Below are 18,130 nucleotides of genomic sequence, written 5' to 3'. Positions count from 1 at the left end.
AGGGCATGTCCGGGGGTGGCGACAGTCGGTCTGGGCGCCCCTGGAGCGCTCCTGACCTGCCACGTGGTGGGGTGCGGACGGCCCGGTCGGGGTGGTCCTGAGCGCCCCATCCCTGGGTAAAGGGTGTGGATTGTCTTCCCCTGCCCGTCGATCCGGGTGTCATTTCCCATCGCCGTACGCCGGGGCGACGTGAGCATGCCGAGGTCGCTCATGTCCGTATTCGGGCGAAGGTGTACGCGTTCGAACCGTTCCGGCGGACTTCTCCCGCCGATGCGGCGGAACCGGCGCGGAAGGCGGCCCCTCGGCCGATGACCGAGGGTGATCCCGGCCGGAACGGATCCGCCCGCGGCCGCGTCGGGGTGTTTGCCGTTCCAAGACCCGCGCGATGGCGGCCGTTGACCCGAGCACGCCCGCCGGGGCGGGGCGGTGCCCCGCGGACACCGCCCCGCCCGCACGCCCGGGCCCGCACGCTCCGACCCGACCCGGCCTGCCTCCGCCTGCCGGTCTGCCTATGCGTCCCGGTGCCGGTCGAGCTCCTGCCGTCGGGCGTCGAGCGCCCGGGTGAGCATCCGCTCCCGGTAGGGGTTCGCCTCGCCCAGTGCCGACGCCACCGCCACCGCCTCCTCCAGGAGTGCCAGCCGCCGTTCCGGCAGGTCCCGCACCTGGTACGACCGGGCGGCCTCCACCAGCACGTACGCGAGCTTGGAGCCGTGGACCTCCGGTTCGACCTGCGTCAGCAGGCGGTACACCCCCAGTGCGTCCGGCCCGCGGAACACCCGCCGCTCCGCGCTGAGCAGCCTGACCCGCGCCCGCATGACCCTGTCCTGATCCAACGATTCCCCTTCGCACGGTCACCCCCCTACGCCGGCCTCCCCGTGAGGCATGGCGGAACGACGGGACGGCAGCCGCAGCGCGGCGCCGACCCGTACGTCGGAGAGTGGATGCCGTCGAGTCTGCGGCCCGGAACGGGCCGTGACAAGGAGGATCGGGCGTGCTCCCGGTCCTACCGCACAGGGCCTCCGAACAGGCATGATGGACCTGACACTCGGCCGGGGCCGGGTCCCCGGGCGGCCCTGGTGGGCGGGGGTGGTTTGCCACGGACGGCATCGCGGGATTCACTGGGAAGCGAGTCGTAGCGAGCGTCCGAGGGGCCATCGATGAGCAGCGCCTTCCCGGCCAGGGGTCAGGACGCGGTCGCCTGGGTGGCGGCCGCGATGCCCGGCCCGATGATGCGTGCCCTCGACCTGCGCGGAGGCGTCCCGCACGGGGTGCGCCAGGAGATCGCCCGCCAGCTCGCCGAGGGCGCGTCGGCCGCCCGGTTGCGGGAGCGGATCGAGCGCCGCTGGTGGGACCGGTTCGCACAGCTGCCCGGCCCTGAGCTGCTGGAGCGCGCCGACGAGATCGTGCTCGCCCTGGTCGCCGAGCCGACCTGTCCGCTCGGCTGCGAGGACGGCTGGCTGCTGGAGCAGTCCCGGGTCTGCCCGTGGTGCCGGCCCAACGGCACCGTCATCGACGTGTCGCCGGACGAGGAGCCGGGCGGCCGGCGCCTCGACGCCGACGGTCAGGCGCGGCGTGCGGCCGAGGTCCGTGCGCTGATGCGCGCCAGCCGGCGCTACCCGGGCGCGGGCCGCTGACCGTCGGGTGCCGAGGACCGGGCCGTCCGCTCGCCGATCCCGGGCCCCCGGGCCCGGCCGCGGTGTCAGCGGGGATGCAGCGTGCACGCGTGGACCAGGTAGGCGCCCAGCAGGCCGTCCCGGTCGCCGTCCTTGAACGCAACGGCCCGGCCCGCCAGGCGGTCCTGCTCGGCGCGCAGTTCGAGCCCGAAGCCGGGGCTGTTCAGTCGGGCGTCGGCGGTTGGCAGTTGAAGCGGCGCGCTCAGGCGCAGATCCCAGCGCCGGGAGGCGACGGCCGGTACGGAGACCGGCGGGCCGTTCGCCAGGCGGACCTCCACCAGCCCGTCGGCCAGGATCCCGATCCGCAGCGGGATGTTCCCCTCCGCAGTGCCGACCTCTCCGGCCCAGGCGCCCTCCGCCGATGGCATCCGCATGGCCATAGGCCTTCCCGCACCCGCCCCCTCCGGAGGAAGGCGGCCCGTCCGGCGCCGGACCGGCGCCCGTGGCGGAGGCCGTTGCCGCGCTGTCAGCCCGCGAGGTGCGGGCTGTACAGGGCGGAGAGGAAGCGGGTGACGATGACCTCGCGGGTGGCCGGGGGAGCGCGTCCAGCAGCCGGTTGACCGGTGCCATCCGGCCGGCGTCGGGGCCGGTCAGCTCGGCGCCGACGGCCGGGAGCAGGGCGGCGAAGGCGGCGTTGTCGAGCGAGCCGAAGTCCAGGTCGCCCAGCAGGGCGACGAGTTCGGCGGGTGGCTGCGGCGGGCCCAGCGGCCGGACCGCGTCGGCCGCCTCGGCGAGGACGGCCAGCAGTTCGGTGACCCCTCGCTCGCTCACGCCGGTGAGCGTCAGGTGCAGGTTGGCGGGCAGCCCGTCCAGGCTCAGCTGCGGCTGCAGGAAGAAGCCGCGGGCGCGGGCCTCGTCGGCCAGGGCGAACAGGTCGAGGCTGTCGGAGCCGAGTGCGACCAGGGTGGCGTCCGGGCTGCCCAGCACCGTCAGCCCGTCGATCGCCCCGACCCCGTCGATCAGCCGGCGGGTGGCGGCCAGCGCGGCACGGCTCAACTCCCGGTAGCCGTCCGCGCCCAGCGCCTGCATCGTCGCCCAGGCCCCGGCCAGCGGCCCGGCGCCCTTGCTGCTCTGCACGGTGGAGTTGACCACGGTGTAACCGGGCCAGGCCGCGCACGCGTAGTACGCGCCCAGCCGCATCGCCTCGTCCCGGAACAGCAGGACGGAGGCGCCCTTGGGCGCGTAGCCGAACTTGTGGAGGTCGCAGGAGAGCGAGGTGACGCCCCGCACCGTCAGGTCGAACGCCGGGATGTCGGCCCCGCAGTCGGACAGCCACGGCAGGAGCCAGCCGCCGACGCAGGCGTCGACGTGGCACGGCAGTCCGCGGTCCGCCGCCATGGCGGCGATCTCCGCCACCGGGTCGACCACGCCGTGCGCGTACGAGGGCGCCGAGACGACGACCAGCACGGTGGAGTCGTCGCAGGCCGCGGCCATCGCCTCGGGGACGGCACGGAAGGTCTTCGGGTCCACCGGGACGGTCACCACCCGCACACCGAGGTAGCTGCCGGCCTTGTGGAAGGCGGCGTGCGCGGTGACGGGCACCACGATCCGGGGCTCCGGCACGTCCGGCCGGGCGTCCCGGGCGGCCTTGACCGCGAGGAGGATCGACTCGGTGCCACCGCTGGTGAAGATGCCCGGGGTGGCGGCGTCGCCACCGAGCCGGGAGGCGACCGCGCCGACGACGCTGCGCTCCAGGGCGACGATGCTCGGGAAGGCGGTCGGGTCCAGCCCGTTGGTCTCCATCAGGGCGAGGTACGCCTGCTCCGCGGCCTCGCGCACCTCCGGGCGCCCGCTGTCGTACACGTAGGCCGCGGTGCGGCCGCCACGGGTGGGCAGGTCCGCTGCGGTCAACTCGGCTATTTCGGCGAGGAGTTCGGTGGTGGTACGGCCGATTTCCGGCAGGCCCGGGCGGCTGGACGGCATCAGACGGGATCCTTTGCGGTGGCGGTGGGGCTGTTGTTGGGGACGGCGGTTGCGGCGGTGGCGGTGGCCGCGTGGCGGCCGTAGCGGCGCAGCGCGGGCAGCGAGAGCAGCATCAGTGCGGCGGGGACGAGGCTGAAGCCGAGCAGGACCCCGGTGCGGGCCGCGGCGCTCTGGGCAACGGGGTGGTCCAGGGTCGAGGAGACGAAGCCGGTGGCGGCGAGCGCCAGCGAGTAGGCGCCCGGCCCGGCGGCGAGTGCCCCGGTCTCCCCGGCCGTCCACAGACCGGTGAACGCGCCTGCCTGGGTGTGTCCCGTCCGGGCGGCGTCGGCGAGCACCGTGTCCGGCAGCAGGGCCAGTGGCAGCACCTGGAGCGCGGCGTAGGCGACTCCCAGCACCATGCACAGGGCGAGGACCGCCGGGACGCTGCCCGCGGTCAGGGCCGGCAGCAGCGCCGCGGCCGCCAGGGCGTAGCCGACGGTGGCGGCGACCAGGCAGCGCAGCCGTCCGAAGCGCCCGGCGGCCCGGGCCCAGAGGGGGACGGCCGCCGCGCTGGGGGCGACCAGGCAGACGAAGAGCACGGAGGTCAGGCCGTACGAGCCGAGGCGGTAGACGGCGACGTACGGGGCGGCGGCGAGCATGACGGCGACCGCCGCGGCCTGCAGGACGAAGGACGTGAGCAGGGCGAAGAACGCCCGGTTGCCCCGGGCGGTGCGGAACGCGGCGACGAGGCCCAGGGGTTCGGGACCGGGCCGGGACCGGACCCAGCGGGTGCCCAGGGCCGGGATCGTCATCGTGACCCCGATGGTCAGGGCCACGGTCACCCCCATGACGGCGTACCCCGTCCGGCCGCCCCCTGCGGCGTCCACCAGCGCCGGGGCCAGGCCGCCGGCCACCAGGATGCCGAGGGTGAGGAAGACGATCCGCCAGACCATGACGCGGGTGCGCTCCGTGCTGTAGTCCGACATCTCGGCGGGAAGCGCCACGTAGGGGACCTGGAAGACGGAGAAGACGCTGGCGGCCAGGACGAAGGTGACGGTCACCCAGACCGCGGCCGCGCCGCCGGTGAAGGGGCAGCAGAACATCACCGCGAAGGCGGCCGGCACGGCGAAGGCGCCGGCCAGGAGCAGCCGGGAGCGGCGGCCCGTGCGTATCGCCTCCCGGTCGCTGGCCGCACCGACCAGCGGGTTGAGCAGTACGTCCCAGGCTTTGGGCAGGGTGACGACGAGTCCGGCGACTCCGGCCGGGACGCCGAGGGTGTCGGTCATGAAGAAGAGCAGCAGGAGCCCGGGCACGGTCGAGAAGACGCCAGTGCCGACCGAGCCCACGCCGTAGCCGAGCAGTCGGCGCCGGGACAGGGCGGTGCCGTTCACCGTGCGCCCGCCGACTCGCCCTGGAGGAGCCCGAGTTCACGCAGGACGACGGAGTGCAGGTGGCGCCGGAAGCGGTCGGTGGCGGCCGGGTCGTCCGGGCCGCGGCGCACCGCGTCGGGATCGAGGATGCCGGAGCGGCAGAAGCCGTGGGTCATCCACAGGGCCGTCCAGACCGTCAGCTCCAGGTCGACGGCCGGGTACCCGTCCCGTCCGGACGGCTCCGCCGGGGACAGCGCGGCGGCCACGGCCTCGCGGACGGACTCGATCAGCGGGCGGGCGTAGGTGGCCTCCAGCTCCGACACCTCGGCGGCGTCGGCGAGCCAGCGCCGCATCCACAGCGACGGAACGTGCGGCTGCGCGATGCAGAAGTCCAGGTACCGGTCGAGGAGGCCCGCGACCGCCGCGGTGGGCGAGGTGGCGGCGGTGCTGCGGAACTCGGCGAGCGCCCCGGTCAGCGCCGCCTGCTCGGCCTCGTGCGCGCGGCGCATCACCTCCCGGTACAACTCGGTCTTGCCGCCGACGTGGTAGTTGACCGTGGCCAGGTTGAGGCCGGCCTCGGCGGCGATCTGCCGGGTGGTGGTGCCGTCGTGGCCGTGGGCGGCGAAGAGCCGGGTGGCCGCGGCGAAGATGCGTTCGCGACTGGTGTCGGGCATGGCGGGGAAGTTATCACCGCCGACGCCTCTCGTTCAATCGTTTGATGGAGACGTGCACGAAGGACATCTCCGATGGTCTGCCAGGGAGGTGCAACGCGGGTCGTCCGCCTGTCGGGCGGCGGGTGATCGACGCCGACGGGCGGGGCGCCGAGGGCCCTCACGCCCAGGGCTCTCACCCCCGGGGCCCTCAGGCCCGGGGGCGACTCCACTGCGGAGGGCGACGAAGAGGTGCTCGACGCGGGCGCGGTGGTCGTCCACGACGGAGCTCGGCGGCTCTCCCGCGATGAGCCGGCGTGCGGTCTCCATCAGCACGGTGGCGTAACCGGCGATGAAGAAGGCGGCGAGCAGTGGGCCGTCGCCCTCGAAGGCCGGGTCGTGCGCCAGTTCCTCGGTGAGGGTGTGCTGGAGATCGGCGGCGATCTCCCGCGCGCGCGCGACCAGGGCGGGCGACGCCGCGACCGTCCGGAAGAACGGGACGGATCGCTCGTCGACGCCGGAGAGCGGGTGGCGGCCGTCGACGAGGCGGAGGGCCGTCCCGCGCAGGGACTCCGTCACGTCGACGCCCGGGGTGCGGTCGCGCACCGCCGCGCGCAGCAGCTCGACGGCGTCGACCGTGCGGTCCAGGAGGAGGTCCTCCTTGCGCGGGAAGTGCTTGAAGACCGTCACGCTGGAGACCCCGGCCTCCCGGGCGACCTCGGCGACCGTGACGGTGTCGAAGCCGCGTTCGAGGAACAGTCGGGTCGCGGCCTCCGAGATCCGCGCGCGCGTCTGCGGCCCGCCCCGCTCACCGGTCCTGGGCATCCGGCCCCACTTCCTTGTGTAACTAAACTTAGTCGCATAACCTAGTGGTACGGCCTCCGACGGACCGCTCTCATTATCGTCGGGGCGCCCGCACCGGAATGCCCCGCCGCAGCGGAGCCGTCCCCGGCCGGCGGCCGGCCGCCGAGTCGACCGACGCGCCCAAGAGCGGCCGCATCGCGTCGCACCGCACCAAGGCGCACCCGCATTGCGGCCGACTCCGGCCCGCGGAAGGACAGCCGCCGGACCATCGCCACGACATGAAGGAGTTCACCATGCCCAAGGAACCGGCCGAACGGGCTCCGCGCTCCCCCGATCGTTGCGGGAGGCGTGGGTGGCCCTGGCCGGGCTGTCCGCGGTGTTCCTGTTCGAGATGCTGGACAACTCGATCCTGAATGTCGCGCTGCCCACGATCGGACGCGAACTGCACGCCTCCACCACCGCGTTGCAGTGGGTGACGGGCGCCTACGCGGTCGTGTTCGGCGGGTTGATGCTGGCGTTCGGCGCGATGGCCGACCGGTTCGGCCGGCGCCGGGTCATGCTCGTCGGGCTGGTCCTGCTCGGCGTGGCGAGCCTGGCGACCGGCTTCGTCACCACGGCGGGGCAACTCATCGCCGTCCGGGCGGCGATGGGCATCGCCGCGGCCATGACGACACCGGGGTCGATGGCCCTGGCCTTCCGCCTGTTCGCGGAGGACGGCCTGCGCGTCCGTGCGACCACCCTCATCACGACCGTGGGCCTGGTCGGGCTCGCGATCGGCCCGACCATGGGCGGCCTCGTACTCGCGATCGCGCCCTGGCAGGTCCTGCTGCTGGTGAACGTGCCGATCGCCGCACTCGCGGCCGTCGGCGTGCGGATCGGCATCGCCGCGGACGAAGCAGCCGACCTGCACCCCGATCCGCTGGACGTGGCAGGCGCGGTGCTGGGCACGGCGACGATCGTGCCGGCGCTCGTCGCCCCGACGCTCTTCGTCGACCGGGGCGCGGATGCGTGGCTCCCGTGGGCGGTCACCGCCGCAGCCGTCGTGGCGGGGATCCTCTTCGTCCTCCGCGAGCGCTCGGCGCCCCACCCGTTGCTCGACCTCGCACTGGTGGCGCGGCCGCTGGTCTCCAGCGGCCTGGCCTACAAGGCCGCGGCCGGGCTGGCGACCGCCGGCCTCGGCTACCTGGTGACGCTGCAACTCCAGCTCGCCTGGGGTGGAGCCCCGGCCTCGCCGCCGTCGGGATGCTGCCGCAGGTCGTCGTCCTCGTCGCGGGCGGCGCGTTCATCCGCCCGTTCGTGCAGCGGGTCGGCCTCGACCGGGCGGCCCGGCTCAGCGCCGCAGCGGTCGTGTGCGGGCTCGCCGTCCACGGTCTGCTGAGCCGTTTCGGCTACGTGTGGGTCGCGCTCGCGCTCGTGCTCGTTGCCGCGGGGATGCGCGTGGTCGGCGTCGTCGCCGGGGTCAACGTGCTCCGGGGCCTGCCGGAGAACCGGACCACGGTCGGCGCGGCGCTCACCGACACCGCCACCGAGGTCACCTCCGGCGTCGGCATCGCCGTCACCGGCACCATCCTCGCGGCGCTGTTCACCGGCGACATCGCCGCCTCGACCTGGACCACGCAGCAGACCGCGCAGTTCCAGCAGGCGGTCACGGTCGCCGGCCTCACACTCACCGCGGTCGCGGCGGCGCTCGTCGGCTGGGGGATCGTCCGGATGCGGCCCGCCGCGACGGGCCGCGCCACCGCGCCCGTCGACGACACGACCCCCGAGTACGCCTGAAACTCGGCCGGCGGCAACCGTGTCCCGGTGATCGCGCGGTCGTGCAGGCCGACGAGGACACCGTGCGGGACGTGATCCACCGGTTCGACGAGATCGGCCTGGCCGCTCTGGACCCTCGGATCCCCGCGAGTTCACGGAAACTGAAGCTGGTTCAGCATGAAGGCGCGGGTCGATCGGTGTGCATCAGGTCCGTGCGTCCGTGGGTTCGAGTGAAACGCCAGGGCGCGGAGCCAGTCGGCGTGCTTCGGTCGCGACTTCTGCGTCGACCTCCGAAGGGGCCCTGCCGCCCCCGTAGTCGAGCATGTCGTACTCGTCGTCGAGCTCGGCGAGCCGTTCCGCAAGGGGAAGCTCATGCCCGAAACGCTGGTGGACGCGGAAGGCGAGCTCCCGAGGGGTCAGCTCGCCGGCCAGCATCTGGCCCGCAAGTGCTCGCGCGGCGGCTTCCTGGCCGGGAATGCTCCCGACTGGATAGAAGGTGAGGCCCAGCTCGTCGAGCGCGGAGGGGAGAATCTCGGGCACGTCGTAGTCCGCTTCAGCGCGTGTGCACGCTGCCAGGGCCCGCAGGCCGGGACTGTCGAGTCCGGCAACGAGTGCATCGCATGCGGCGCTGACCACATCGCTTGCTCGGACCTCGCCGATGCTCCAGAGAACGGCGTGGTCCTGCAGGCTGCTGGCTGCTGATCGGGTCGACGGCATTGACACATGATCCCCGCAAGGGGTGGCCTGGTCGAGCGGGTTTCACCGGCCCCTCTGCTCTGTGGCCTGCGACAGAGGGCGTGGGCGGAGTCCGCGTAGCGGATCGCGGTCTTCTCGCCAGGCCGAAGACCTCGGCGGACGGATGATCGGTGCCCGCGAACTGAGCACGTTCATCCGTTCTCAGATGAGCACTTCGATGAGTACGTGGGCACGGTTGCTGACGCGATGAGCGACGCGGGGTGCCGGGGCCGGGGTGTTCCCGGTCTGTGGATCGGCGGGTTGTCAGTGGCCGGAGCCTGCCTTGACCGCTTTCGTGGCGAAGTAGCCGGAGAGCCAGCCGGCGGTGGCGTCCGAGTGGTGCGGCGCCTCGGCGAAGCCGGTGATGGCGAAGCCCGCCGCGATCTGCCCGCCGAGCTGCTCGGTGAGCGTGTGGCTGTACTCGACCGGCGCGTCGAGGCCCCACAGCCGTTCCCGCTCCTCGGGCGCCAGGTGGGTGAGGTCGCTGTAGGGCAGGCGGTGGCGCACCACCAACTCGCCGCGCGCCTCCAGGGGCTCGGCGTCGAAGAGGTAGACGTCCGGGTTGAGGAAGCCGGACAGCAGTGTCCCGCCGGGGCGCAGCACGCGGTGGCACTCGCGCCAGACCGGCGCCGGCTCCGGGATGAACAGGTTGGAGACCGGGTGGACGACCAGGTCGAACGAGGCGTCCGGGAACGCGCTCAGGTCGCGCGCGTCGCCGAGCACGGTGCGCAGGTCGAGCCCTTCCCGCGCCGCGACCGTCTCGTCCTGCGCCAGCTGGCGGGGCGAGTTGTCGAAGACGGTCACCCGCGCGCCCGCCGCGGCCAGTACCGGGCCCTGCTGCCCGCCGCCGGAGGCGAGGCAGAGCACGTCGCGACCGGCGATGTCCGGCGGGAACCAAGTCGGGTCGACCGGCTCGTGCCCGATCAGGACGATGGACCACTGGCCGGCCCGCGCCTTCGCGATCTCCTCGGGGCCGACCGGGCGCGACCACTCGTTGTCCTTCTCCACCTCGCGGTCCCAGGCGAGGCGGTTGTGCGCGACGGGGTCGAGGGGAGTCGGGCTCATACGCCACACCCTAGTTGGTGCACCGTCCGGCCGGCAGGTGTCCGTGGCCGTCACCGGCCCGCTGCGGACATGCGGCGGGGCGCGCCCCGGCAGGACGCGCCCCGTTGCCGTGCGTGGTCAGGTCACCAGCGGTACCAGCGGTGACGGCGTCCCGAGGAGTGGGTGCCACGGGCGACGAAGCCCAGCAGCCAGAGGACGAGCACGATGACGGCGATCCACCACAGGGCCTTCAGGGCGAATCCCGCGCCGAAGAGGATCAGGGCGAGCAGCAGAACGAGAAGCAGGGGAACCACGGTACGACCTCCCAGTCGGTGTCGGCCGTCGACTGCCCCGTGATCGAACGTTCATTCCTGCGGGGATCGCACTGTCCTCCGGGCACGCCGGGCACGCCGGGCACGCCGGGCACGCCGGGCACGCCGGGCACGCCGGGCTCGCGCCACGACGCGGCGGCCGCCCCGGGCTCGCGTCTGCCCGGGGCGGCCGCCGCGTCGTGGCGCCGCCGCGGTCAGTGCGGCGGGAAGAGCTTCGCGATGACGAGCTTGGTCAACTGGTCGGCCGGCGCGGAGCCGTCCGGCGACTGGTTGAGGTTGACCAGGACGACCACGGTCGCGTGGCGCTCGGGGTCGTAGCCCTCGAAGCTGTTGTAGCCGGGGATCTGGCCGTCGTGGCCGATGAAGCCCTCGATCTCGGCGATGCCGAGGCCGTACTGCGGCGCACCGGGCTGGTCGGAGGTGGGGACGAAGGTGAGCCGTTCCTTCTGCAGTTCCGGGCTCAGCAGCATCCCGGTGGCCAGCGCCGGCGCCCAGCGCCGCAGGTCGTCGACGGTGGAGACGGCGGCGCCCGCGGCCCAGGCCCAGGAGGCGTTGACGTGCGTGACGTCGTACGGGTTGCCGGCCGACCAGTCCGCCCAGGCGGCGTCCTTGCCGGTCAGGACCGGGGCCGTCAGGCTGTCGACGTTGCTGATGAACTGGTACCCCTGGGCATGCGGACGGGGGACGGTGGTGTCGCTGTCCAGGCTGGTCTCGTGCAGGCCCACCGGGTTGAAGACGCGCTTCTGGAACAGCCGGGCGAGCGGCTGGTGGGTGAGCTGTTCGGCGATGAGGCCGAGCAGGATGTAGTTGGTGTTGGAGTAGTGCCAGCCGGTGCCGGGCGGGAAGTACGCCGGGTGCCGGAAGGCGACCGCCAGCAGCTCCTGCGGCGTCCACTCGCTCTCGGGGTGCTGGTCGAGCCGCTGGTTGAAGGCGAGGTCCTCGGAGTAGTTGTACAGCCCGCTGGTCATCTGGAGCAGCTGACGGATGGTGATGTGCTCGCCGTTCGGCACCTCGGGGCGGAACTTCGCCACCGGGTCGTCGAGGGAGAGCCTGCCCTCCTGGACGAGCTGGAGGACCACCGTGGCGGTGAAGGTCTTGGTGATGCTGCCGACCCGCATGTGCTGGTCGGTCCTGACGGGGGCTCCGGTCGTGAGATCGCTCGTGCCCAGGGTCGTCGTCCAGGTGCCCCACTCGGGTGTGCTGATCGAGACGATCGCTCCGGGGATGCGCAGCTGCTGCATCGTCGCGATCAGATCGGGCGTCAGCTGCTCGGCGAACGGAGCGGTGCGGGCGACGCGGAGGTCCCGCGGGGCGGCGGGAGCGCCCAGGGCCGGCGCTGCGGCGGTCAGCGGCAGCACGGCGGCCAGCAGCAGCGCGGCGCAGGCGCGGGTCCGGGCGCTGCGGGTCCGGGGCGGTCGGGGGAGTCGTCCGTCGGGGCTCGGTCGGGAGCGGTGCGGGCCATCGGGCCGGTCTGCATGGGTGGCGTCCAGGTCGCTTCGGGGGAGTGGTCCCACCCGGTGTAGCACCGGGCGGCGGCCCTACGACCGCCTTGCGCCGTCGGTGGGCGTTTTCGGTGGGGATGTTCGGTGGGCGTTCGGCGGGCCTGCTCGGCGGACGGGCCGAACGCCCGGGCCGGTGTGCGGTTTTCACGATTAAGAAACCTTCCTATTGACGCTCACCTGTGGTCTGGACCAATCTGTGGGGGCCGCGCGGTTGCATCCCCCACACATCCAGGCGGCGCGGTTCTGCCGCGCCCCGAAGCCGAGGAGAACTCGCCCATGAGGCGCGTCACCTTGCCCCTTGCCGCCGTTTCGGCCGCGGCGCTGGCCGCTGTCCCTCTTGCCGCCGGAGGGGCCCACGCCGACACCGGCCTGACCGGTCTGATCGCCACCTACGCGGTCACCCAGAACTGGCAGACCGGCTTCGAGGCCGGCTACACGATCACGAACCACACGAACGCCTCGGTCGGCACCTGGTCGCTCTCCTTCGACCTGCCGACCGGCGAGAGCGTCAGCGGCGCCTGGAACGGCACCCTCACCTCGGCCGCCGTCCCCGGCGGTACCCGGTACACGATCACCCCGCCGAGCTGGGCCGGCGCCCTCGCGCCCGGCGCGACCGCCGCCGTGGTCGGGTTCGACGTGTCCAACGGCAGCGCGGCCCAGGTCGCACCGGCCAACTGCCGCATCAACAACCAGCCGTGCGAGGGCCTGCCGCCGGACACGACCGCACCGACCACGCCCACCGGGCTGAAGGTCACCGGCACCGGAGTCGGCAGCATCTCGCTCGCCTGGAGCGCCGCCACGGACAACCAGGCCGTCGCCGGCTACCACCTCTGGGAGTCCGGCGCGGTGGTCGCCACCGTCACCGGCACCGGCGCGAGCCTGACCGGCCTGCTCCAGGGCAGCGCCCACACCGTCGGCGTCTCCGCCTTCGACGCGACCGGCAACGAGTCCCCCGTCTCGGCCGCGGTGACCGGCACCGCGGGCAGCGGTGCCGTCCCCGGCGCTCCCGCCCCCTACGTCGACCTGGGCGCGTACCCGACGCCCAGCCTGCCGGCGCTCGCCGCCGCGAGCGGCCTCAAGCAGTTCTCCCTCGCTTTCCTGATCAACGGCAGTCAGCCCTGCACCGCGAGCTGGTTCGGCGCCTACGACCCGGCGACCGGCTGGGACAAGGCCGACATGGATGCCGTCCGCGCGGCCGGCGGCGACGTCCGTCCCTCCTTCGGCGGGGCCAACGGCACCGAGCTGGCGCAGTCCTGCACCACCGTCGCCGCGCTCGCGGCGCAGTACCAGAAGGTCGTCGACGTCTACGCCCTGGACCGGATCGACTTCGACATCGAGGGCGGTGCGGTCGCCGACAAGGCCTCGGTCGACCGCCGGTCGGCGGCCGTCGCGCAGGTCCAGGCCGCGCAGCGGGCCAAGGGCCGTGACCTGAAGGTCAGTCTGACCCTGCCGGTGCTGCCCACCGGCCTCACCGCGGACGGCCTGTACGTGCTCCAGTCCGCGAAGAACGCGGGCCTGTCGGTGGACGTGGTCAACGCGATGGCGATGGACTTCGGCGACTCGGCGGCGCCGAACCCGAGCGGCCGGATGGGTGCCTACGTGATCCAGTCGGCGCGGGCGACGCAGGCGCAGATCCTGCAGGTCTGGCCGAACCTGACCGCGGCCCAGGCCTGGGCCGCGGTCGGCGTGACGCCGATGCTGGGTCAGAACGACAGCCCCACCGAGGTGTTCGGCCTGACCGACGCCCAGCAGCTCGTCACCTTCGCCCAGCAGAACCACCTCGGCGAGCTCGCCTTCTGGGAGATGACCCGGGACGCCAATGCCTGCCAGGGCGGGCTGTCGCAGTGCACCAACGTCACCCAGACCCCGTACCAGTTCTCCAAGCTGTTCGCCGGCTTCGCCGGCTGACACCCGCCCCGGGCCGGGGCCGACCCGCGCCGCGTGAGTTCCGCCCCCACCGGGCTCGCGCGGCGCGGCGGCCCCGGTCCGGTTCTCCGGTTCTCCGGGGCGCGGGCGGCCGGGCGTCCGTGCGGCCGCGGTTCACCCGGCCTGGCCGCCGTCGGTGAAGAAGGCGACGAGGCTGTGGGGTGCGGTGGCGCCGTAGCAGAGCTCCCGGATGCGGACGGAGTCGGCGGCGGCCGCCGCGCTGCGGGGGAACAGGGCCTGCTCGTAGGCGGTGAGCGCGGCCTCGGCGTCGTCGGGGTGGGCGGCGAGGGCCTTGCCGAGCTCGGCGCCGTCGTACATGGCCAGGTTGGCGCCCTCGCCGGACGGGGGCATCAGGTGGGCCGCGTCGCCGAGCAGGGTCACTCCCAGCACCCGGTCCCACCGGTGGTCCTGGGGGAGGGTGTGGAGGGGGCGCAGCACCGGCGGCGTGTCGCCGTCGGTGATCAGTGCGGTGAGCTCCGGCGCCCAGCCGTCGAACTCCCGCACGATCCGGGCGGTGGCCGCGGCGGGATCGGCGAAGTCGATTCCGGCCAGCCACTCCGGCGACGCGGAGAGCGCGACGTAGGTGTGGAGGGTGCCGCCGCCCTCCCGGTGCGCCTGGATCCCCTTCCCCGGCGCGAGCGCGGACATCGAACCGCCGCCGACCGTCTTCGCGGCGACCGGGTGCCGGGTGTCCCCGTCGAACAGGTAGGTCTCGACGAGCGACATGCCGGTGTACACGGGCGAGGCGCCGGAGAGCAGCGGCCGGACCCGGGACCACGCCCCGTCCGCGCCGACCAGGAGACCGGTCTGCACCGTCGCCCCGTCCGCGAACGACACCTCGTGCCGCCCGTCGCCCAGCGACCGGACGGCGGCGGCCTTGCGCCCCCAGTGGATCGTGCCGGCCGGCAGCGAGTCGATCAGCATGCGGCGCAGGTCGCCGCGGTGCACCTCCGGGCGCCCGCCGGTGCCGTCGTCGGGCTCGTCGAGCAGGACGGTGCCGTCCTTGTCGAGCACGCGCGTCGCCTCGCCGCCCTGGTGGACGAGGCCGAGGAACTCCTCGTGGAGGCCCGCGTCCCGGAGGGCGGGTTGGCCGTTGTGCGCGTGGATGTCGAGCAGGCCGCCCTGCGCGCGGGCGGCCGGCGAGGGCTCCGCCTCGTGGATCGTGGACGGGATGCCGTGGACGTGGAGGACGCGGGCGAGCGTCAGCCCGCCGAGCCCTGCGCCGATGATCGTGACCGGTGTCGTCATGGTGCTGCCTTCCTGATCGCGGCGGACCGTCGGGCAGGCGCCCGGCGAGCCGGCCTGGAACGGCGTTCCAGCATCTCCAGAATGGAACGGCGTTCCAGACATTGTCAAGCTGGAACGACGTTCCAAGGCGCCGTAGGATGGCGGCATGGCAACCAGGACGCGCCGCCCGGAACGACGGCAGGACCCGCTCTCCCGGGAGCGCATCGTCGGCGCCGCTGTGGAACTCCTCGACACCGTGGGCGAGAGCGGGCTCACGTTCCGCGCACTCGCGGAGCGTCTCGCGACCGGCCCGGGAGCGATCTACTGGCACGTCACGGGCAGGACGGAACTCCTCGGCGCGGCCACCGACGCCGTCGTCGCGACCATCGCCGACGACGACGCCGACGCGACGCCGCAGGAGGCGATCCGCGCCCTCGCCCTCGGCGTGTTCGACGCGATCGACGCCCACCCCTGGGTCGGCACACAGCTCGCCCGCGGACCGTGGCAGTCGCGCACGCTGCGGGTGTTCGAGCGCATCGGACGCCAGCTCCAGGCGCTCCGCGTGCCCGACGCCGCGCAGTTCACCGCGGCGTCGGCGCTGCTGAACTACATCCTCGGGGTGGCCGGCCAGAACGCCGACAACACCGAGGCGGCCAAGCCGGGCATCGACCGGACGGAGTACCTCGACGCCATGGCAGCCGCATGGGAACAGCTCGACCCGGACGAGTACGCGTTCACCCGCACCGTCGCCGACCAGCTGCGCAGGCACGACGACCGGGCGGAGTTCCTCGCCGGCATCGACCTCATCCTCGCCGGAATCACCGGCCCCGGCCCCGGCCCCCGCACGGCCGGTAGCCGGTAGCCGGTGGCCATCCGCGGCGACCCCGTTGCCTGCGAACGTGTTCGACCCTACGATCCGGAGCGGCCGACGGCACGAGCCGGGGCCCCGGCACGGTGGGGAGAAGTGGCCAAATGCTGCGTCAGGACACGGGCACGATCAGGAATCCCGTCCTGACGGGCTCGCACCCCGACCCGTCCATCCTGAGGGTCGGAGCCGACTACTTCCTCGCGACGTCGACCTTCGAGTGGTACCCGGGCGTGCGCCTGCACCACTCCCGGGATCTGGTGCACTGGCAGCCGCTCGGCGGCGCACTCGACAGCACGCGGCTGCTCGACCTGACCGGCTGCCCGGACTCCGGCGGGGTCTGGGCCCCCAACCTCAGCTACGCGGACGGCCTGTTCCACCTCGTCTACAGCAACGTCTCCACCTACGCGGCCGGCTTCACCGACAGCCCCAACCAGCTCGTCACGGCCCCGACGATCCACGGTCCGTGGTCCGACCCCGTCCCGCTGCACTCCCGCGGGTTCGACGCCTCCCTCTTCCACGACGGGGACGACAGCCGGCTGCTCAACCTGGTGCACGACTGGCGGCCGGGCCACGGAGGGAGCGCCGGCCTGGAGGCGACCCGCTACGACCGCGCCGCCAGGCGCCTGGTCGGTGCGCCGGTACGGATCGCGCTCCCGCCCGGCTCCGGATGGATCGAGGGCCCCAACCTCTACCGCCGCGGCGCCTGGTACTACCTGCTCACCGCCGACGGCGGCACCGGATACCAGCACCAGGTCACCGTCGCCCGAGCCGCCTCGCTCGCGGGCCCCTACGAACGCGACCCCGACGGGCCGCTCCTCACGGCCCGCAACCATCCCGACCTGCCCCTGCAGAAGGCCGGCCACGGCAGCCTCGTCCACACTCCGGGCCCCGACGGGCACACCTACCTCGCCTACCTGGTCGGCCGCCCGCACGGACGGCACGGCCCGTGCATCCTGGGCCGCGAGACCGCGCTGGCACCCGTCACCTGGTCGCCCGACGGATGGCCCCGCACCCGCGGCGGCCTGCCCGGCCTCGACGTCCCCGCCCCGGGCCCGGCCCGGGATCCGGCCCCCGACGCAGACCGTCCGCACGCCGCAGACCCGCAGGTCGGTGACCCGCACGGCGGGCACGCCGACGGCTTCGACGCGCCGACGCTCGGGCCCGACTGGTCGACGCTGCGCCGCCCCGCCGGTGCGGACTGGCTGTCGCTGACCGAACGCCCCTCCCATCTGCGGATCCGCGGTGGCCGCTCGCCGCAGAGCCTGATCGGCCCCAGCCTGGTGGCCCGCCGTGTCGCGGGGCCGCGCTGCCTGTTCGAGGCCACGGTGGACTTCCGGCCGAGCAGCTTCCACCATCTCGCCGGCATCACCGCCTACTACAACACCCGCAACTGGTACTTCCTCCACGTCACCGCCGACGACGCCGGCCGGCCGGTCCTCCGCCGGGCCGGCTGCGACGGCGGGGTGACCACCGTCGACGAGGCCGGTCAGGAGCGCCTGGGCGACGCGGCGGACGGAGCGCGGCTGCGGCTCGGGCTGGACCTGGACGGTGCGGTGCTGCGCTTCCGCCGTGACACGGGGACGGGCTGGCGCCCCATGGGCCCGCCCCTCGACGCCACCGTCCTGTCCGACGAACACGCCGAGGAGATGGACGAAGGCGGGATCCGGGTCCTGGGCTTCACCGGGGCCTTCGTCGGCCTGTGGGTCTGGGACTTGACCGGCGGTGCGAGGCCCGCCGATTTCGACGAGGCCGTCCACCGCGCGATGCCGTAGCCGATCCGACCGGGCGGCGGTGCGCCCGGTGGCCCGTCCGCAGTAGCCTCGACCCTCATGAGTTGGCTGCCTGACGACTTCGTCCACCCCGTCCACGTGCCCGTGCCCGACAGCGCACTTCACCTCCGGCCGATCCGGGAGGCGGACGCGTCGATCGACCACCCCGCCGTGATGGGATCCCGCGAGCGCCTGTGGGAGATGTTCGGGCCGGCCTGGGGCTGGCCCAAGGAGACGATGACGGCGGAGGAGAACCGCATCGACCTGCGGCGGCACGAGAAGGAGATGGTCGCGCACCAGTCCTTCAACTACGCACTGCTGGACGAGGAGGAGACGGCCGTCCTCGGCTGCGTCTACATCGACCCGCCCGAGCGCGCCGGCTCCGACGGCGAGATCTCCTGGTGGGTCGTCGACGCACTCGTCGGCGGCGAGGCGGAGCGCGCGTTCGACGCGCTGGTGCCGCAGTGGATCGCCGCCGACTGGCCCTTCCGGCAACCCCGCTACCTGGGCCGCGACATCAGCTGGCAGGACTGGCTGGCGCTGCCCCCTGCCCCCTGAGACACCCGGTCCGAT

The 18,130-nt window shown here is 73.6% G+C and carries 16 protein-coding genes and 1 pseudogene; 7 read left to right on the top strand and 10 right to left on the bottom strand.

The window, feature by feature from the left end; translation table 11 throughout:
• Window positions 1–509 precede the first annotated feature (509 nt).
• The 5 genes from ABEB13_RS08745 to ABEB13_RS08725 form a co-directional block, all read right to left on the bottom strand.
• Window positions 510–815: a hypothetical protein gene (locus ABEB13_RS08745; RefSeq protein ID WP_345705016.1), complete on the bottom strand. Its 306-nt coding sequence runs from the start codon at window positions 813–815 to the stop codon at window positions 510–512.
• 300 nt (window positions 816–1,115) lie between these two features.
• Window positions 1,116–3,596 carry a pyridoxal phosphate-dependent decarboxylase family protein gene (locus ABEB13_RS08740; RefSeq protein ID WP_345705015.1) on the bottom strand — a complete coding sequence of 827 codons (2,481 nt, stop codon included), beginning with the start codon at window positions 3,594–3,596 and terminating at the stop codon, window positions 1,116–1,118.
• Window positions 3,596–4,966, bottom strand: a complete 1,371-nt coding sequence (locus tag ABEB13_RS08735; RefSeq protein WP_345705014.1) for an MFS transporter — start codon at window positions 4,964–4,966, stop codon at window positions 3,596–3,598. The genes ABEB13_RS08740 and ABEB13_RS08735 overlap by 1 nt, the downstream gene beginning before the upstream one ends.
• Window positions 4,963–5,619: a TetR/AcrR family transcriptional regulator gene (locus ABEB13_RS08730; RefSeq protein ID WP_345705013.1), complete on the bottom strand. Its 657-nt coding sequence runs from the start codon at window positions 5,617–5,619 to the stop codon at window positions 4,963–4,965. The genes ABEB13_RS08735 and ABEB13_RS08730 overlap by 4 nt, the downstream gene beginning before the upstream one ends.
• 33 nt (window positions 5,620–5,652) lie before the next feature.
• Window positions 5,653–6,420, bottom strand: a complete 768-nt coding sequence (locus ABEB13_RS08725; RefSeq protein WP_345705012.1) for a TetR/AcrR family transcriptional regulator — start codon at window positions 6,418–6,420, stop codon at window positions 5,653–5,655.
• A 331-nt stretch (window positions 6,421–6,751) separates the two neighbouring features.
• Between ABEB13_RS08725 and ABEB13_RS08720 the strand changes: the two genes are divergently transcribed.
• From ABEB13_RS08720 to ABEB13_RS08710, 3 genes and pseudogenes are all read left to right on the top strand, one after another.
• On the top strand, window positions 6,752–7,777 hold the full coding sequence (locus tag ABEB13_RS08720; protein ID WP_345705011.1) for an MFS transporter: 1,026 nt from the start codon (window positions 6,752–6,754) through the stop codon (window positions 7,775–7,777).
• A complete protein-coding gene (locus tag ABEB13_RS08715) occupies window positions 7,696–8,175 on the top strand; it encodes a hypothetical protein (protein ID WP_345705010.1) in 480 nt (159 codons plus the stop codon). The genes ABEB13_RS08720 and ABEB13_RS08715 overlap by 82 nt, the downstream gene beginning before the upstream one ends.
• Window positions 8,176–8,178: 3 nt before the next feature.
• Window positions 8,179–8,294 (top strand): annotated as a pseudogene (locus ABEB13_RS08710) (helix-turn-helix domain-containing protein); the annotation flags it as partial.
• Between the two features lie 64 nt (window positions 8,295–8,358).
• Here ABEB13_RS08710 and ABEB13_RS08705 read toward each other — a convergent pair.
• The 4 genes from ABEB13_RS08705 to ABEB13_RS08690 form a co-directional block, all read right to left on the bottom strand.
• On the bottom strand, window positions 8,359–8,871 hold the full coding sequence (locus ABEB13_RS08705; protein ID WP_345705009.1) for a hypothetical protein: 513 nt from the start codon (window positions 8,869–8,871) through the stop codon (window positions 8,359–8,361).
• Between the two features lie 282 nt (window positions 8,872–9,153).
• A complete protein-coding gene (locus ABEB13_RS08700; protein WP_345705008.1) occupies window positions 9,154–9,954 on the bottom strand; it encodes a class I SAM-dependent methyltransferase in 801 nt (266 codons plus the stop codon).
• 122 nt (window positions 9,955–10,076) lie between these two features.
• Window positions 10,077–10,247 (bottom strand): DUF5670 family protein, encoded by a 171-nt coding sequence (locus tag ABEB13_RS08695; RefSeq protein WP_100891355.1) that lies wholly within the window; start codon window positions 10,245–10,247, stop codon window positions 10,077–10,079.
• A gap of 212 nt (window positions 10,248–10,459) precedes the next feature.
• Entirely contained in the window at window positions 10,460–11,779 is a 1,320-nt protein-coding gene (locus ABEB13_RS08690; RefSeq protein WP_345705007.1) for a serine hydrolase domain-containing protein, read from the bottom strand.
• A 264-nt stretch (window positions 11,780–12,043) separates the two neighbouring features.
• On the opposite strand from ABEB13_RS08690, the gene ABEB13_RS08685 reads away from it, so the two are divergent.
• A complete protein-coding gene (locus ABEB13_RS08685) occupies window positions 12,044–13,675 on the top strand; it encodes a cellulose binding domain-containing protein (RefSeq protein WP_345705006.1) in 1,632 nt (543 codons plus the stop codon).
• A 132-nt stretch (window positions 13,676–13,807) separates the two neighbouring features.
• On the opposite strand, the gene ABEB13_RS08680 is transcribed toward ABEB13_RS08685, so the two are convergent.
• Window positions 13,808–14,941, bottom strand: a complete 1,134-nt coding sequence (locus ABEB13_RS08680) for an FAD-dependent oxidoreductase (protein ID WP_345705005.1) — start codon at window positions 14,939–14,941, stop codon at window positions 13,808–13,810.
• A 145-nt stretch (window positions 14,942–15,086) separates the two neighbouring features.
• Here ABEB13_RS08680 and ABEB13_RS08675 point away from each other — a divergent pair, with 145 nt between their 5' ends.
• The 3 genes from ABEB13_RS08675 to ABEB13_RS08665 all read left to right on the top strand — a co-directional run bounded on the left by ABEB13_RS08675 (window position 15,087) and on the right by ABEB13_RS08665 (window position 18,115).
• Window positions 15,087–15,782, top strand: a complete 696-nt coding sequence (locus ABEB13_RS08675; RefSeq protein ID WP_345705004.1) for a TetR/AcrR family transcriptional regulator — start codon at window positions 15,087–15,089, stop codon at window positions 15,780–15,782.
• 110 nt (window positions 15,783–15,892) lie between these two features.
• Window positions 15,893–17,560, top strand: coding sequence for a glycoside hydrolase family 43 protein (locus tag ABEB13_RS08670; protein WP_345705003.1), 1,668 nt, complete (start codon window positions 15,893–15,895; stop codon window positions 17,558–17,560).
• Between the two features lie 57 nt (window positions 17,561–17,617).
• On the top strand, window positions 17,618–18,115 hold the full coding sequence (locus tag ABEB13_RS08665; protein WP_345705002.1) for a GNAT family N-acetyltransferase: 498 nt from the start codon (window positions 17,618–17,620) through the stop codon (window positions 18,113–18,115).
• The last annotated feature ends 15 nt before the right edge of the window (window positions 18,116–18,130 follow it).

It is taken from the genome of Kitasatospora paranensis (assembly GCF_039544005.1).
GTDB classification, from domain to species: Bacteria; Actinomycetota; Actinomycetes; order Streptomycetales; family Streptomycetaceae; genus Kitasatospora; species Kitasatospora paranensis.
This window is presented reverse-complemented; position numbering and strand designations above follow the sequence as displayed.

Bases quoted from the DNA above. Each gene is read 5' to 3' on its own strand.
- ABEB13_RS08670 (WP_345705003.1), top strand. From the start codon at position 15,893: ATGCTGCGTCAGGACACGGGCACGATCAGGAATCCCGTCCTGACGGGC.
- ABEB13_RS08680 (WP_345705005.1), bottom strand. From the start codon at position 14,941: ATGACGACACCGGTCACGATCATCGGCGCAGGGCTCGGCGGGCTGACG.
- ABEB13_RS08685 (WP_345705006.1), top strand. From the start codon at position 12,044: ATGAGGCGCGTCACCTTGCCCCTTGCCGCCGTTTCGGCCGCGGCGCTG.
- ABEB13_RS08740 (WP_345705015.1), bottom strand. From the start codon at position 3,596: ATGCCGTCCAGCCGCCCGGGCCTGCCGGAAATCGGCCGTACCACCACC.
- ABEB13_RS08705 (WP_345705009.1), bottom strand. From the start codon at position 8,871: ATGCCGTCGACCCGATCAGCAGCCAGCAGCCTGCAGGACCACGCCGTT.
- ABEB13_RS08700 (WP_345705008.1), bottom strand. From the start codon at position 9,954: ATGAGCCCGACTCCCCTCGACCCCGTCGCGCACAACCGCCTCGCCTGG.
- ABEB13_RS08665 (WP_345705002.1), top strand. From the start codon at position 17,618: ATGAGTTGGCTGCCTGACGACTTCGTCCACCCCGTCCACGTGCCCGTG.
- ABEB13_RS08725 (WP_345705012.1), bottom strand. From the start codon at position 6,420: ATGCCCAGGACCGGTGAGCGGGGCGGGCCGCAGACGCGCGCGCGGATC.
- ABEB13_RS08745 (WP_345705016.1), bottom strand. From the start codon at position 815: ATGCGGGCGCGGGTCAGGCTGCTCAGCGCGGAGCGGCGGGTGTTCCGC.
- ABEB13_RS08675 (WP_345705004.1), top strand. From the start codon at position 15,087: ATGGCAACCAGGACGCGCCGCCCGGAACGACGGCAGGACCCGCTCTCC.
- ABEB13_RS08730 (WP_345705013.1), bottom strand. From the start codon at position 5,619: ATGCCCGACACCAGTCGCGAACGCATCTTCGCCGCGGCCACCCGGCTC.